Origin of the sequence: Streptococcus sp. HMSC078H03 (assembly GCF_001808655.1) — a bacterium.
In the GTDB taxonomy this organism is placed as follows: Bacteria; Bacillota; Bacilli; order Lactobacillales; family Streptococcaceae; genus Streptococcus; species Streptococcus salivarius_G.
Genome location: NZ_KV794107.1, coordinates 34098 through 49642 on the forward strand (window position 1 = coordinate 34098; position 15545 = coordinate 49642).

The window sequence follows — 15545 nt, forward strand, 5'->3', positions numbered from 1 at the left end:
ATTATAACACATTTGATTATAGGGGGGGTGGAGGTGGGAAATGCTTGAGATAGTTTTATAAGCGGGCTTTTGTCATCAGATGTTGACTGGCTATTTTTACAGTTTATCTCTGAACAATTTTCCTTGAAGTTTTTTATTTTTGAACGACTATTTTACAAAAGAGTCTCCCTAAAATAAGAGATTTTCAATTAAAACCAATGCTCCCATCTATGCTATAATAAACCTATGACTAATCAGAAAAAATTACTCCTAATCGACGGTTCATCCGTTGCCTTTCGTGCCTTTTTCGCACTCTATAATCAAATTGACCGTTTTCGTAACAATAACGGCCTTCATACCAATGCCATCTACGGTTTCCACCTCATGTTGGACAACCTACTTGAGCGAATCCAGCCGACCCATGTTTTGGTAGCCTTTGATGCTGGTAAAACAACTTTCCGTACAGAGATGTTTGCGGACTATAAGGCTGGTCGTGCCAAGACTCCAGAGGAATTCCGTGAGCAGTTCCCTTATATCCGTGAGATGTTGGCTGCACGTGGCATCGCCTATTATGACTTGGCTCAGTACGAAGCAGATGACATTATCGGTACCTTAGCTAAGATGGCTGAAAATACCAGTGAGAACTACCAAATCACAGTTGTTTCTGGGGATAAAGACTTGATTCAGCTGACTGACGAAAATACAGTCGTTGAGATTTCGAAAAAAGGTGTGGCTGAGTTTGAAGCCTTCACACCTGACTACCTCATGGAGAAAATGGGGATTACCCCAATGCAATTCATTGACCTTAAAGCCCTTATGGGTGATAAGTCTGATAATATTCCAGGAGTGACTAAGATTGGTGAAAAGACAGGTCTCAAGCTCCTCTTGGAACACGGTTCCCTTGAAGGTATCTATGACCACATCGATGAGATGAAGAAGTCTAAGATGAAGGAAAATCTCATCAACGACAAGGATCAAGCCTTTCTTTCTAAGACCCTGGCGACTATTGATACCCAGTCTCCTATTGAAATTGACCTAGATGATACGGCCTTTACGGGACCTGACCTTGAAAAATTGGCAGCCTTTTATGACGAGATGGGCTTTGTTCAGTTTAAAAATGCCCTTGGTGGAGAGGCTGTGCCACAAGATTTTGATGTGGCCTATACTGAGCCAAGCCAAGTGACAGAAGATCACTTCAGCCCTGATGATTTCTTTTATCTTGAAATTCTTGGTGAGAATTATCACACGGAGCCTATCATTGGTTTTGCTTGGGGGAATGACAAGCAGATTTATGCATCTACAGATACTGACCTCCTCAAATCAGACGCCTTCCAGGCAGCTCTTTCTAAAGCTGTTAATATCTACGATTTCAAGCGCAGTAAGGTCCTTTTGAGTCATCTAGGCATTGACTTGCCTACGGCTAATTTTGATGCACGTCTGGCCAAGTATCTCCTCTCAACCGTTGAGGACAATGAATTGTCAACCATTGCCCGTCTCTATACAGACTTGCCGCTTGAAACAGATGAAGTGGTCTATGGTAAGGGGGCTAAACGTGCCGTGCCTGAAAAAGAGGTCTTGCTCAGCCACCTAGCTAAAAAAGTCAAGGTCCTTCAGGTAGCTAAACCTGTCATGCTTGAAAAATTGGCTGAACACGGCCAATCAGAGCTCCTCTTTGATATGGAGTTACCACTGGCAAATGTGCTAGCTAAGATGGAAATCGCTGGTATTAAGGTTAAGGGACAAACCCTTAACGAGATGGCAGTGGAAAACCAAGTAGTCATCGATAAATTGACTCAAGAAATCTATGAGATGGCGGGCGAAGAGTTTAATATCAACTCGCCAAAACAGTTGGGTGTCATCCTCTTCGAAAAGATGGGACTACCTTTGGAATACACTAAGAAAACCAAGACCGGTTACTCGACAGCTGTTGATGTCCTTGAACGTTTGGCACCAATTGCTCCAATCGTAGCTAAGATTTTGGAGTACCGCCAAATCACTAAGCTTCAGTCTACCTATGTCTTGGGGCTTCAGGATTATATCCTTGAGGATGGCAAGATCCATACACGTTATGTGCAAGATCTAACTCAGACAGGTCGCCTCTCATCAGTGGATCCAAACTTGCAAAATATCCCTGTTCGCTTGGAGCAAGGTCGTCTCATCCGTAAGGCTTTTGTCCCATCGACTGAGGACGCAGTGCTTTTAAGCTCGGATTACTCACAGATTGAGTTGCGCGTGCTTGCCCACATTTCGGGAGATGAGCATTTGATTGCTGCTTTTAAAGAAGGGGCAGATATCCATACCTCTACAGCCATGCGTGTTTTTGGCATTGAAAAGCCAGAGGATGTCACACCTAACGACCGTCGTAACGCCAAGGCTGTTAACTTTGGTATCGTTTATGGCATTTCTGACTTCGGACTTTCTAATAACCTTGGCATTAGCCGTAAAAAGGCCAAGGAGTATATCGACACCTACTTTGAGCGTTATCCTGGTATCAAAGCCTATATGGATAATGTGGTTCGTGAAGCTAAGGATAAGGGCTACGTAGAAACTCTCTTCCACCGCCGTCGTGAGTTGCCAGATATCAATTCTCGTAACTTTAATGTTCGCAACTTCGCAGAGCGTACAGCCATCAACTCACCTATCCAAGGAAGTGCCGCTGATATCCTCAAGATTGCTATGATTAACTTAGACAAGGCTTTGGTAGAAGGTGGCTACAAAACTAAGATGCTCCTCCAAGTGCACGATGAAATCGTCCTTGAGGTGCCAAACGATGAACTTGTAGCGATGAAAGCCTTGGTTAAAGAAACCATGGAAGCTGCAGTCGAACTCGCTGTCCCACTCATTGCAGATGAGAATGACGGCCGTACATGGTATGAGGCAAAGTAAAACATGAAAGAAAATTTTCCATTTACCTACTTTCTCTTGCGTTACATGCTAGGATTCCTGGCCGTTGTCCTAGCTATCGTAGCAGTATTGGTGATTATCACCTACTTTATGACCAAGTAGAAATAGACAGATGAAAGCAGGACTGAGGTTCGGCTTTTTTTGATGCAGATATTTGTAAATGAAAAAAGAATCACTAATTAATATCTAGACATTTTAATCAAAACTCTAATTTAATTGAGGATGGAATTGTTGGATTATAGTGAAAGCTATGATTATATAAGTGTTCTTGATAAATAAATATAAATTAATTTTTCAAAAAATACTTGACTTATCAACCATACAATTGTTAACATAATGTCAGAGAGATTTAAATGATTTAATATTTATATTAGGTCGTTTCTTATGAAAGGATAGTTATGAAAAAGAAATTAACAGGATTTGCGCTCTTATCAAGTTTGTTCTTGCTGACAGCTTGTAACGCAACAAATACGGGTGGTTCAGGCTCAGGCGACAGCGCTTCTAAGTCTGAACAAGTGAGTGGTGATTCATCTGAAACGGAGGAAGTGAGCTACGATGAGCTCTATGCTTCAGTCTTGGATCTCTATCGCCCTATTGCTCTGAACGGCGATACATCAGCTGTTCCAAGTGATCTTTCGTCTGACGAAGCTTATGCGACTAGCACTATTTTTGATGCTAAAAGAGCAGGAGAAAACGTGCAATATAGTTATGTAGACATCAACGGTGATGGCTCAGCTGAGCTTTTGATTGGTACTCCTGACAGTGTTCATGCCCTTTATTATCTTGATAATGATGATAAGCCTGTATTTGCCAAAAGTGCTGGAACCTTTGCCAAGGGTGGTTACTTGAGCACCATGAAATTCTATAAAGATGGTACGATTTACTGCCAACTATTCCAACGTATGAGACCTGAGGCCAAAGCTGAGACCTATGAAATTAAAGATGGTGCCTTTAGCCAGCTTCAATCAGTTGATTTCAGCATGTCTGATACAACTGACGGTGCCAGTAAGGTTGGCCTAGGTAACGCTCAGACTTTCGATTTGTCTTCCGAAGACTGGTATGACTTTGACGACTCAAGTAGTGACGAGACAGAAGCAAGCAGTAGCGATAGCAAGTCAAACAAAGAGACTGGTATGGATATCAATGCTATCCAAAATGGTGATTTTTCAAGTATCGCTGGAACTTGGAAGAATGGCAAAGGCTATACGATGACCTTTGATAAAAATGGGTTAGTGAGTGATACTGAGAAAGTAGCAATTGAATATGGTAAAATTGCTGATGGCTTTTTTAAAGCAGGACTTGTGCCAAAAGAAGTTGGTCCTGGTGGTGGAATGATTGCATTCTTACCCAAAGGAGTAGCCTTGACCGGTTCTGTAACATCATCACCAAATGAGAAAGCTGATGATCAGTCAGATAAAAGTAAGGACCGCATCTGGAGTGGTCAGTCAATTTATGGAACCACTGACGACAGTTACTTCTTCTATAAAGTCGATTAATAATTTTCAAGCCGAAACTTAAACGTTTCGGCTTTTTTGTCCTCCATAGTGACATTTATGTCACTATTTTTTATTGGCCATCTTACCTATAATAAAAGCATAACTTAAGGATATAACTGAGAGCTAGCGACAGTTGTCTTTAAAATGAAAGGAGATAGAATAGACAGTTAATTTTAGGATATCTCTTAGTGATTAGTGAGGACACTAAGAGATTTGCAACTCACAATTACCATAAATAGAAAAATTAGTATTAATAAGGAGAAAATATATTGAAAACATCAGAAATGACACAACAAGTATTGACACATCAGGAATTATCAGTGGTTGTAGGTGGTGGATGTAGTTGGAACAATGCAGCTAAGGCAGCCCTCGGAACAAGTATCACGGGTCTTATCACTAGTGGCCCAGGAGGAGCTTTATTGGGATTAGCTGGAGGAGCAGTAAGTTACGGAGCGTTGTGTTGGGTATGATTGAATTTTTGATGTCAAAAAATGTGACTTATTTGGAATTGTTTTATATCTTTTTGGGAGTAGTTCTTTCAAAAGTATACCTTGCTTTGCGAGGCCGTAAGCACGATAAACTTGATGTATAAGAAAAAGGGTAGCACACAATGCTATCCTTTTTTACTGTCTTCATAAGTTTTAATCATCTTCTTCTGTGGTGTGGCCATTGGGAACTGGTCAAAGTCTTGACTAGCCACCCAGCGTAGCTCCTTATCGGAAGTAGGTTTACCGTTCTTAACGTTGCCTTCCACCATTTCGATGGTCCATTTTTGATGGCTGAAGGTATGCTTTACGGGTGCAAAATTATTGCTAGACCACTCTGGTTTGAGGGAATAATCTTTCTCAAAAATAGCTTTTTGAGAGACTGTCTCGAGAATACTATCATCCTTTTCAAAAAGGCTGAGTTGTTGGCTAATAAAGTCTGTTTCCATGATAGGGAAGGACCAGAAACCACCTAGCAGACGTCCCTCGATATTTTTTTCGAGCAGAAATTCACCCTTTGCATTTCTGATAATAAAAGCCTGAATTTGCATAGGTTTAGGCTTTTTCTTTGGCAATTTGATGGGGTATTTGTCATAAGTTCCATTGAGATAGGCTGCACAGAAAAAGCGAATAGGGCTTTCGTTGGGTCTTGGATTTTTAGCTGACTCGATATCAGTCCCAAGGTCCATAAGCGCCTGGTTAAAGTCACCTGGACGGTCAGGGTCAATCAAAATGTCCATAATCGCTTGGAAAATCTTACGATTTTTGGCGTCTCCGATATCGTAGTTAACCTCAAAGAGACGAGCCATAACCCGCATAACATTACCATCAACAGCAGGTTCTGGGAGCCCAAAAGCAATGCTAGAAATAGCACCAGCAGTATAGGGTCCGATGCCCTTGAGTTTGGCAATGTTTTCATATGTATCTGGAAACTGACCATCAAAGTCATCCATGATTTGTTGCGCAGCCTTTTGCATGTTTCGGACACGTGAATAGTAGCCTAGTCCCTCCCAAGCTTTGAGAAGCTTCTCTTCTGGGGCTTCGGCCAAATCCTTAACTGTTGGGAACCAGTCTAAAAAGCGCTCGTAATAGGGAATAACAGTCTGAACCTGGGTTTGTTGTAGCATGATTTCACTGACCCAGATATAGTATGGATTTCTAGTCCTACGCCAGGGGAGGTCTCGTTTCTCTCGATCGTACCAGTCCAGGAGGGTGCGACGAAAAGACGCGATTTTCTCAGCGTCCCACATGACAATGCCGTATTCTTTTAAATCTAACATGTCTCTATTGTAGCAAAGAAATCTTTTTTCAAAAAATTATGCGTTTTTCTGTTAAAAAGATTGACAAAAGTAAGCGTTTACATTATACTAAAAGTGTAAAGAAGATAAGGATTCATCAAGGAGGTAAGAGCCATGGTGAGAGTAAATATTTCAAGGTACAAAAACGGAGACTAAGATCTCTAAACAAAACAGTAGGCAAAACAAATAACTTTACCAATCATCTCTGAGGAGCGTGACCGCATGACAGTAGGGCGGTACAAGAACGGAGATTAATTCAGTCGCATAAAATAGCTACAAGGGAGTGATACCACCAGAAATCGAAAGCTAAACTCAAGATTAACGTCAAAAAGTGAGGTAAAGCTCATGAGAAATGTTAGTAGGTATAAAAATGGAGACACATAGGTTGTTGCGTAAAATAGCCTAAGGAGTGATACCCATGCCACACGAAACGTAAATCCTATATTCTTAAGATGAACGAGGTGAGTTCATGAAAAATATGAGTAGGTATAAAAACGGCGATTAATAATGTTGCATAAAATAGCTACAAGGGAGTGATACCACCAGAAGTCGAAAACCAAACTCAAATCTGTTAACTTAAGAAAAGTGAGGTAAAGCTCATGAGAAATGTTAGTAGGTATAAAAATGGAGACACTTAAGCTGTTGCGTAAAATAGCTTAAGGAGTGATACCAATGCCAAATGAGTAATCTATCGACAAAAGTTAAATGCTTAAATCTTGTAACAAAGTACCGAGGTGACGCTTATGTTGATGTTTGATGTAAGTCGTTATAAGAACGGCGACAAGTAAACCTCATTGAGTGGTCAATGGGGAGATAGGTCTCAAATCATATGAATCAGAGGTGATTACTATGATGATGAATTTAGGACGTTATAAAAATGGAGACACTTCAAGTTATTGCATAAAATAGCTTAGGGAGTGATACCGATGTAATAGAAAATTTACAATGCTTGAAAGTTGTTTGTAAGTTGATGGAGGTAATCTATGATTGCTAGGTATAAAAATGGTGACACACAATGACTCCTCCTTATGAAAATATTTTTTACAAAATTCCAAAAGGATGTTCTAATGACAATTGAAGAATCTTAAAAGCTCATTCTAGCGTGTAAGAATGAGCTTTTTGATATGTTGAATATTAGTGGATTTTAGTGAGAGACTCTTAGTCCTTTTTGTTCAACCGAACCTTCCGTAGGAGAGCAAGCCTTTTTTGTTCTTTTACTAGAGTCATAAAGATTTGGTATTGATTTTTAAGATGCGGTAGGAAACTCTTAGGGATTTTACTATCGAAGTTTAGGTTGTTCAGAAATATGGGGGCACTACTGTCTCTATAGATTTGTCCTTGGAAGAAGTAGTTGTCGGTCACGATATCAACTGAGATACGTGATGAGCGCCATCGACGTTTGCGCATGTACTTGGGTTTCCAACGAATCTTAAGTTGCTGGTCCTTGATATACCACCCCATGATGTCTATTTTGGCGGTCTGTTTCGTTTTGTCATCAAAGTAGGTTACTGGTACGCTTAAAACCTGCTGGCTTCTTGGTGAGGTTAAGAAGGGGTGAAAATCAGGAATGAAGTCGTAGTCCTTGCTAGACACTTCCGCTAGACCGTCTTCTTCTCGTATTTTGCCACGGCTGACGTACTTGAAGAAGTCAAAACTCTTACCTTGTCTTTCTAGTCGTTCAGCATCTAATTGATATCTTGTCACCTGATCACCGGTATTTTTAGTCGTCTTGAAGTAACGCATGATTTCTGCATCCTTGTAGTAAAGAGCAACGAGATTTTTTAGACGTTGACTAGGGTTCAGAGAGTGTAACTTGTCTGGAAAGGACAAGATTTGTATGTTTTGGACAGCGGCTAAAGGAACAGCAGCGATACCAGATAAGAGCTTGTCTAGTTCAAAGAGGGAGACGGTATCAAAATGACTGGTATGACCAAGCTGATGTGTTATGTCAACAACAAAGAGGTTATTGTCCTGTTTGAAAGTGATAATGTAGACGTCACTCGGACCTAAGTTTTTTAAATCATATTCTAGGGAAGTAATAGGAATATTATAGTAGTGGTTAAAGGTTGGAAGCCCTAGTTTTTCTCCTAATTTCTTTTTATGATAAAGCATTCTCTTATTTTAGCATGAAGTTTGGCCGGAGAAAAGACGACTCATAAGGCTTAATTTTTCTCTTAGCGATTCAAATTTCTATCTATTCACTTTTCCCTTGCATTATCCTTCAAACTTTGGTAGAATTATATCTTGTGAGTGCACCTCACTTACTCGTGGCGAAAGACCATGAGTCATTAGACCAAAAGAGGAGGAAAATATCAATGGCTAAATACGAAATTCTTTATATCATTCGTCCAAACATTGAAGAAGAAGCTAAAAACGCTTTGGTAGCACGTTTCGATTCTATCTTGACTGACAACGGTGCAACTGTTGTTGAATCAAAAGATTGGGAAAAACGTCGTCTTGCATACGAAATCCAAGATTTCCGTGAAGGACTTTACCACGTTGTTAACGTTGAAGCAAACGACGATGCAGCTCTTAACGAGTTCGACCGTCTTTCAAAAATCAACGGTGACATTCTTCGTCACATGATCGTTAAACTTGACGCGTAAGAAGGTAAATTATGATTAATAATGTCGTACTCGTTGGTCGCATGACCCGTGATGCGGAACTTCGTTATACACCAAGTAACGTTGCTGTTGCAACATTCAGCCTTGCGGTTAACCGTAACTTCAAGGGTGCTAATGGTGAACGTGAAACAGACTTTATTAACTGTGTTATCTGGCGCCAGCAAGCTGAAAATTTGGCTAACTGGGCTAAGAAAGGCGCATTGATTGGAATTACAGGTCGTATTCAGACTCGTAACTATGAAAATCAACAAGGTCAACGTGTTTACGTAACTGAAGTTGTCGCTGATAATTTCCAAATGTTGGAAAGCCGTGCGGCACGTGAAGGTCACAGTGGTGGTTCTTACAACGCTGGAGGATTTGATAATTCAAATTCATTCGGTGGTGGAGCTTCAACTGGTGGTTCATTTGGTGGATCACAACCTGCGCAATCTACACCAAACTTCGGTCGTGATGAGAGTCCATTTGGTAATTCAAATCCAATGGATATTTCAGATGACGATCTCCCATTCTAAGAATGGACAAAACGAATTAAATATATAAAGGAGAAATAAACATGGCTCAACAACGTCGTGGCGGATTCAAACGCCGTAAAAAAGTTGATTACATCGCAGCTAACAAAATCGAATATGTTGATTACAAAGATACTGAGCTTCTTAGCCGTTTCGTTTCAGAACGTGGTAAAATTCTTCCACGTCGTGTAACAGGAACTTCAGCTAAAAACCAACGTAAAGTAACAACAGCGATTAAACGCGCTCGCGTTATGGCACTTATGCCTTACGTAAACGAAGACTAAAAATAATACCCTCGACAGAGGGTGTTTTTTTCTGCCTAGATTTTGTGGGCTTTTTTCTTTTTAGGCTTGTGTGCTGAGTTTTATTTTATACTTTAGGGAAAAAGAACAACCAACTGGCCTTCTCATTCGTCTTGAGGAGCTAGTTGGTTGTTTTGTGGTATATAGAGTGTGTTTTCTAAGAAATCATCAAATTTTTGGTCGTTAACGAGGATATCGACATTGTCTTTGAAGACCTTGAAGCGGTTGGATAACCAGTGTGTTTTGATGTCTGCCCAATTGTTGAAGCGATTCCACCTGTAAGGAAGTGTAGGGTCCTGTTTTTCAAAGACATAGATACTGCTGTTTTTTTCGTAAGCTATAGCCGTGTGGAAATTGCTGACATCACCAGGGCTATTTTGAAAGACTGAGAGGAGTTTAACCTTTTCTGGAAACTTGAGTCCAGCTTTTTTCCAAGCTTTAAGGAGGTCATCCGTAGACTGATAGCTGATATTATCCCCAAAGAGGAGACTATAGAGAGCTTGATCTTTGGCAGTTAGATCTTTGTGGCGTGACTTAAGATCTATAAATTCATTTTGAAGGGGGAGGTCTAATTTGGTGAGGTCCTCTGAACTTGTGATAAGATCATGAAGAAGGAGGAACGATGTTCGTCGGCAGTTTAAGTCATCAGTAAAATGTGATTTGTTATCTTCGAAAGTTTTTTCATTAAGGAAGGTGACGAATTGATTTTGATCCTTGCCGATTTTACTTTGAGTCCATTTTTTGACAACAGGTTGGAGGTTTGTATTTTCCTGATTGTAACGACTAATATAAGGGGCTAGATTGTCCCAGTCTTTTGTCGGAATGCCCTTGCTTTTTAAGGCTTTTGCTAGCTGTTTTTCCTGAGTAGAAGTCGTCACATTGTTAAAACTATAGTAAGCTTGATAGTTTTTCTGAGTATTCTTGTGGCCACAAGCCATAAGTAGTAGGCAGCAAGCAATGATTAGTAGAGGGAATTTGATACGCATCTATTGGAATTCTTTCTTTTGTCTATTAACTTTAACATTTTAGTATAGAATAGCCAACTGTGTCAAGATTTCTGACGTAAAAAAGCACCCATAAAGGTGCTTGAGGTTGAGAATGATTAAGATGCAGGTGCGTAAGTACTTTGAACGTTGTAGTGACGTTTGAAGAAGTATTTGGCAACACCAGCGATGACACCAATGATAAGGATCACAATTGGTGAAAGACCAGGGTTAAGGTAGCTTGGAAGAAGGGCTGTAAGACTAAAGAGAGCAAACCATGCAATAAAAGAGAGTGTGATGACGGTCATGCTGAACCACCATTTTGGACGTTCTTCTTTTGGTTTGTTATTGTGACGGTAGATGTAGTGATAAGGGGTATACATAGCAAGGCCTCCAATGAATGACACTGAAAGAAGGGTTGTGAGACCGTAGCTAGTTTGTGTACCTGAGAAACCAAAGATTGCGTTCATGATAGCAACGATGGCTAGAAGGAAGAGTGAGGTATCAAGCCACATCTTCCAAGGTGTTTTATCTGTTTCTGGCACTTCTTTGTTAGGCTTACCAGTTTCAGGTTTATGGTGTTTTTCAGGAGAGAAACTAGCAGCCCAAACAGTTGGAGCACCAAGGAGTCCACGTCCTGTAATTCCTTTTTTTTGATTTTCGATAAGTTCAGGAATGACATTGCCAAGAATGTCTTTGATTTCTTGGTCTGATTTACCATCTTTGATGAGTTGGTTAGTTGCGATGTGGATAAATTCTTGGTTTTTCTTGGTGAGTTTTTGGATGTCCATGAGATGACCTTTCGATAAATAGTATTATTTTTTTAGTTTTGTAGTTTAGGGAAAAGAAGAGGCTCTATGTTAGAACCATTTTTTCCTGATAAAGTAGATAACAACGCAGGATGACCCGAAGGCTGCCATGAAGAAGATGACCCAAAAGGCGTTATCTAAATCGTTTAGAGGCATAGAATTGTTTTTAAAGTTCATACCGTAGGCGGAGAAGATAACGGTTGGGATGTCCAGAGCCATAGTCATGAGAGCGAGTGTCTTCATGATAGTGTTCTGGTTGTTGCCGATGATAGAAGCAGAGGTTTCAGCCATGGCATTCAAGACATTTTCATAGATACCTGCCATCTCAATGGCCTGTTGGGTTTCGACCAGTGTATCTTCCAAGAGATCCTCGTCCTCGATATATTTCTTCAAGCTAGAGGCGTTACCTGTTAGCTTTTTGACAATTCGCTCATTCATCTTAAGTGAGGCTTTTAGATAGACAATGGATTTTTCCAATTCCATCATGTCAATCAAGTGCTCGTTTTTAGTCGCATTTTCCAACTGAGCTTCCAATTTATCGCTCTGACGGTCGATAGAACGTAGGGCGGTTAGGAAGAGTTGAGCATTGCGATAGAGAATCTGAAAGACAAAACGGGTCTTCATAAAGGTGTAGAAGTTACGTACACGGTGGTTGAGGAAGTTGTCCATGAGGCTGATGTCCTCGAGACAGGTTGTAACAACCACCTCATCGGTAACGATGATACCCAATGGAATAGTGACGTAGTAGCTTTTGTTATTACGCTCTTCTTGGGTTGGGACGTCGACCAGAATCAGGGTGTAGTCATCTTCGACATCGATACGTGATGTTTCTTCCACGTCCAGAGGGGCACGGAGGTCTTGAATATCAATGTTAAAACGTTCTGCGACCTTCATGGCTTCTTCTTGGGAAGGGTTCACCAAATGAATCCAAGCACCAGGCTCGAATGTTTCAATTTCTTTGAATTCTTTTCCGGTGGATAAGAACATTTGTTTCAATGGGAACCCCTCCTTTGTCATTAGGTAAGCGCTAGCGCCTTGATTACAAAAGGATTTTTACAATCGCTTTTAAGTCCAATAAACACTGCTCTTAGCTATTTTAGTGCTGTCAAATGAGGCTTGGGACGATGTTCCTTGCCTTTTTTAGACACTCCAATATTATACTACATTTGAAACATTTTTGGGCTGGATAAATTGAAATTTTGTTATAATATGAGAGAAAGTCGGGATGGATTTTCCCTCCGTCTGTAGAAAGGAGTGGCCGTAGCTTCTGGGTTAGGGTCTCTTAAAATATGCAAGATAAGTTAGTGATTCATGGAGCAAGAGCTCACAATTTAAAAAATATCGATGTGGAGATTCCACGTGATAAACTGGTAGTGGTTACGGGTTTGTCAGGTTCTGGGAAGTCTTCCTTGGCCTTTGATACCATCTATGCAGAGGGGCAACGTCGTTATGTTGAAAGTCTCTCGGCTTATGCCCGTCAGTTTTTGGGTAATATGGAGAAACCTGATGTGGACTCGATTGATGGTTTGAGTCCTGCCATCTCCATTGATCAGAAAACAACAAGCAAAAACCCTCGTTCGACGGTCGGGACGGCAACGGAGATTAATGACTATCTTCGTCTCCTTTATGCACGTGTGGGTGTCCCCTATTGTCCTAATGGTCATGGAGCCATTCAGTCGTCCTCTGTGGAACAGATTGTTGACGAGGTTCTAGCCCTTCCAGAGCGTACACGTATGCAAATTTTGGCACCAATTGTTCGTCGTAGGAAAGGGCAACACAAGGCTGTTTTTGAGCGTGTACAGAAAGACGGTTATGTTCGTGTTCGTGTAGATGGTGAGATTTACGATGTCACAGAAGTGCCAGAGTTGTCCAAGTCTAAGATGCATAATATCGAAGTGGTTGTAGACCGCTTGGTAAATAAGGAGGGTATCCGTAGTCGTCTCTTTGATTCGGTGGAGGCGGCCCTTCGTTTAGCAGATGGTTACTTGATTGTGGATACTATGGATGATAATGAGTTGCTTTACTCAGAGCATTATTCTTGTCCGGTTTGTGGCTTCACAGTGCCAGAGTTGGAGCCCCGTCTCTTTTCATTCAATGCACCGTTTGGCTCTTGTCCGACCTGTGATGGTTTGGGTAATAAACTGGAAGTTGATATGGATTTGGTTATCCCTGATGCTAGTAAAACCTTGCGTGAGGGTGCTCTGGCGCCTTGGAATCCTATATCATCCAACTATTATCCAGCTATGCTTGAGCAGGCCATGGAGCAGTTCGGCGTGGATATGGATACACCATTTGAAAATCTGAAAAAAGAAGAACAGGATTTGATCCTCTATGGATCTGAGGACCGCGAATTCCACTTCCATTATGTTAATGATTTTGGTGGGGTGCGTGATATTGACATTCCTTTTGAAGGGGTTGTGACTAATATTAATCGTCGCTACCACGAGACCAATAGTGATTTCACTCGCAATGTCATGCGAGGTTATATGAATGAGTTGTCATGTCCAACTTGTCATGGCTATCGTCTTAATGAAGCAGCTCTCTCGGTTCGTGTTGGTGGTGAGAATGGCCTAAATATTGGTCAAATCTCTGATTTGTCTATTTCAGATCATCTTCAGGAAATTGATAGCCTGGAATTAGGTGAAAATGAAGGAGTGATCGCTCGTCCAATTGTTAAGGAAATCAAGGATCGCTTGACTTTCCTTAATAATGTAGGTCTTAATTATTTGACCCTCTCTCGTATGGCCGGAACCCTTTCTGGGGGTGAGAGTCAGCGTATCCGTTTGGCGACACAGATTGGCTCTAACCTTTCTGGAGTCCTATATGTTTTGGATGAGCCTTCTATTGGGCTTCATCAGCGTGACAATGATCGCTTGATATCAAGTCTTAAAAAGATGCGTGACTTGGGCAATACCCTGATTGTGGTGGAGCATGATGAAGATACTATGCGTGAGGCTGACTGGCTTATTGATGTGGGACCTGGTGCTGGTGCTTTTGGTGGTCAAATCATGGCCTTAGGAACCCCAGAGGAAGTTGCTAAGAACAAGAATTCAATCACCGGGCAATATCTGTCAGGTGCAAAATCAATTCCTGTTCCTCAGGAACGTCGTGTAGGTAATGGTCGTTTTATCGAGGTTAAAGGTGCTAGTGAAAATAACCTTAAGAATGTATCTGTCAAGTTTCCACTTGGAAAGTTGATTGCAGTCACTGGTGTTTCTGGTTCGGGAAAATCGACTTTGGTTAACGGAATTCTCAAGAAAAAGATTGCCCAAGAGCTTAATCGAAATAGTGAGAAACCTGGTAAACACAAATCAGTGACAGGAATCGAGTATATCGAGCGTTTGATTGATATTGACCAAAGTCCAATTGGGCGTACACCTCGTTCTAATCCAGCGACTTATACGGGCGTCTTTGACGATATTCGTGATCTGTTTGCCCAAACCAATGAGGCCAAGATTCGCGGTTACAAGAAGGGACGTTTCTCTTTCAATGTCAAGGGCGGCCGTTGTGAAGCCTGCTCTGGTGATGGTATTATCAAGATTGAGATGCATTTCTTGCCTGACGTCTATGTCCCTTGTGAGGTTTGCCATGGCACACGCTATAATTCTGAGACCTTAGAAGTTCGTTATAAGGGGAAAAATATTGCTGAAATTCTGGATATGACAGTTGATGACGCAGTTGACTTCTTTGCGGCTATCCCTAAGATTGCTCGTAAGGTGCAGACAATCAAGGACGTGGGGCTCGGGTATGTGACTCTGGGACAACCAGCAACAACCTTATCAGGTGGTGAGGCTCAACGTATGAAACTGGCTAGTGAGTTGCACAAACGCTCTACTGGGAAGTCCTTCTACATTCTGGATGAACCGACGACGGGTCTCCATACGGATGACATTGCTCGTCTTTTGAAGGTGCTTCAGCGTTTTGCGGATGATGGCAACACTGTTCTCGTGATTGAGCACAATCTAGATGTTATCAAGACCGCAGACCACATCATTGATTTGGGTCCTGAAGGCGGTGTCGGTGGAGGTACCATCGTAGCTACAGGGACTCCAGAGGAAGTAGCAGCTGTTTCAAAAAGCTACACAGGACAATATTTGAAAGAAAAATTGACATAAAGGAAAAAGGGCTCTCTGAGTCTTTTTTTGCTTTAGGCTGG

12 protein-coding genes are annotated in these 15545 nt (G+C 41.3%); 7 read left to right on the forward strand and 5 right to left on the reverse strand.

Annotated features, from left to right (window positions below; genetic code table 11):
* Positions 1-225 precede the first annotated feature (225 nt).
* The 3 genes from polA to HMPREF2607_RS05390 all read left to right on the forward strand — a co-directional run bounded on the left by polA (position 226) and on the right by HMPREF2607_RS05390 (position 4849).
* On the forward strand, positions 226-2865 hold the full coding sequence (gene polA, locus HMPREF2607_RS05380) for a DNA polymerase I (protein WP_021143606.1): 2640 nt from the start codon (positions 226-228) through the stop codon (positions 2863-2865).
* A gap of 416 nt (positions 2866-3281) precedes the next feature.
* On the forward strand, positions 3282-4379 hold the full coding sequence (locus HMPREF2607_RS10505) for a DUF6287 domain-containing protein (protein ID WP_021143607.1): 1098 nt from the start codon (positions 3282-3284) through the stop codon (positions 4377-4379).
* Positions 4380-4648: 269 nt separating this feature from the next.
* Entirely contained in the window at positions 4649-4849 is a 201-nt protein-coding gene (locus tag HMPREF2607_RS05390; RefSeq protein WP_021143608.1) for a Blp family class II bacteriocin, read from the forward strand.
* Between the two features lie 143 nt (positions 4850-4992).
* Here the strand turns inward: HMPREF2607_RS05390 and mutY are convergent, their stop codons facing one another.
* Together mutY and HMPREF2607_RS05400 are read right to left on the reverse strand one after the other, a co-directional pair.
* On the reverse strand, positions 4993-6144 hold the full coding sequence (gene mutY, locus HMPREF2607_RS05395; protein WP_021143610.1) for an A/G-specific adenine glycosylase: 1152 nt from the start codon (positions 6142-6144) through the stop codon (positions 4993-4995).
* A 1176-nt stretch (positions 6145-7320) separates the two neighbouring features.
* Complete coding sequence (locus tag HMPREF2607_RS05400) at positions 7321-8274, reverse strand: hypothetical protein (RefSeq protein WP_070476245.1); 954 nt, start codon at positions 8272-8274, stop codon at positions 7321-7323.
* Between the two features lie 203 nt (positions 8275-8477).
* On the opposite strand from HMPREF2607_RS05400, the gene rpsF reads away from it, so the two are divergent.
* From rpsF to rpsR, 3 genes are read left to right on the forward strand one after another with little or no spacing between them, the layout of a single operon-like run.
* Positions 8478-8768 (forward strand): 30S ribosomal protein S6, encoded by a 291-nt coding sequence (gene rpsF / locus HMPREF2607_RS05405; RefSeq protein WP_003093185.1) that lies wholly within the window; start codon positions 8478-8480, stop codon positions 8766-8768.
* An 11-nt stretch (positions 8769-8779) separates the two neighbouring features.
* Positions 8780-9298: a single-stranded DNA-binding protein gene (locus HMPREF2607_RS05410; RefSeq protein WP_002891844.1), complete on the forward strand. Its 519-nt coding sequence runs from the start codon at positions 8780-8782 to the stop codon at positions 9296-9298.
* A 41-nt stretch (positions 9299-9339) separates the two neighbouring features.
* Positions 9340-9579: a 30S ribosomal protein S18 gene (gene rpsR, locus HMPREF2607_RS05415; RefSeq protein ID WP_000068665.1), complete on the forward strand. Its 240-nt coding sequence runs from the start codon at positions 9340-9342 to the stop codon at positions 9577-9579.
* 122 nt (positions 9580-9701) lie between these two features.
* On the opposite strand, the gene HMPREF2607_RS05420 is transcribed toward rpsR, so the two are convergent.
* From HMPREF2607_RS05420 to HMPREF2607_RS05430, 3 genes are all read right to left on the reverse strand, one after another.
* Positions 9702-10583, reverse strand: a complete 882-nt coding sequence (locus HMPREF2607_RS05420) for a DUF4300 family protein (RefSeq protein WP_037620143.1) — start codon at positions 10581-10583, stop codon at positions 9702-9704.
* Between the two features lie 116 nt (positions 10584-10699).
* A complete protein-coding gene (locus HMPREF2607_RS05425) occupies positions 10700-11371 on the reverse strand; it encodes a DUF1129 domain-containing protein (protein WP_014635046.1) in 672 nt (223 codons plus the stop codon).
* Between the two features lie 69 nt (positions 11372-11440).
* Positions 11441-12385, reverse strand: coding sequence for a magnesium transporter CorA family protein (locus HMPREF2607_RS05430; protein ID WP_021143614.1), 945 nt, complete (start codon positions 12383-12385; stop codon positions 11441-11443).
* A gap of 293 nt (positions 12386-12678) precedes the next feature.
* Here HMPREF2607_RS05430 and uvrA point away from each other — a divergent pair, with 293 nt between their 5' ends.
* Positions 12679-15504 carry an excinuclease ABC subunit UvrA gene (gene uvrA, locus HMPREF2607_RS05435; RefSeq protein WP_070476247.1) on the forward strand — a complete coding sequence of 942 codons (2826 nt, stop codon included), beginning with the start codon at positions 12679-12681 and terminating at the stop codon, positions 15502-15504.
* Positions 15505-15545: the final 41 nt, after the last annotated feature.

Excerpts from the sequence above, each read along its gene's own strand:
- HMPREF2607_RS05400 (WP_070476245.1), bottom strand. The coding sequence starts at position 8,274 with ATGCTTTATCATAAAAAGAAATTAGGAGAAAAACTAGGGCTTCCAACC.
- HMPREF2607_RS10505 (WP_021143607.1), top strand. The coding sequence starts at position 3,282 with ATGAAAAAGAAATTAACAGGATTTGCGCTCTTATCAAGTTTGTTCTTG.
- uvrA (WP_070476247.1), top strand. The coding sequence starts at position 12,679 with ATGCAAGATAAGTTAGTGATTCATGGAGCAAGAGCTCACAATTTAAAA.
- rpsR (WP_000068665.1), top strand. The coding sequence starts at position 9,340 with ATGGCTCAACAACGTCGTGGCGGATTCAAACGCCGTAAAAAAGTTGAT.
- polA (WP_021143606.1), top strand. The coding sequence starts at position 226 with ATGACTAATCAGAAAAAATTACTCCTAATCGACGGTTCATCCGTTGCC.
- mutY (WP_021143610.1), bottom strand. The coding sequence starts at position 6,144 with ATGTTAGATTTAAAAGAATACGGCATTGTCATGTGGGACGCTGAGAAA.
- HMPREF2607_RS05420 (WP_037620143.1), bottom strand. The coding sequence starts at position 10,583 with ATGCGTATCAAATTCCCTCTACTAATCATTGCTTGCTGCCTACTACTT.
- HMPREF2607_RS05410 (WP_002891844.1), top strand. The coding sequence starts at position 8,780 with ATGATTAATAATGTCGTACTCGTTGGTCGCATGACCCGTGATGCGGAA.
- rpsF (WP_003093185.1), top strand. The coding sequence starts at position 8,478 with ATGGCTAAATACGAAATTCTTTATATCATTCGTCCAAACATTGAAGAA.
- HMPREF2607_RS05425 (WP_014635046.1), bottom strand. The coding sequence starts at position 11,371 with ATGGACATCCAAAAACTCACCAAGAAAAACCAAGAATTTATCCACATC.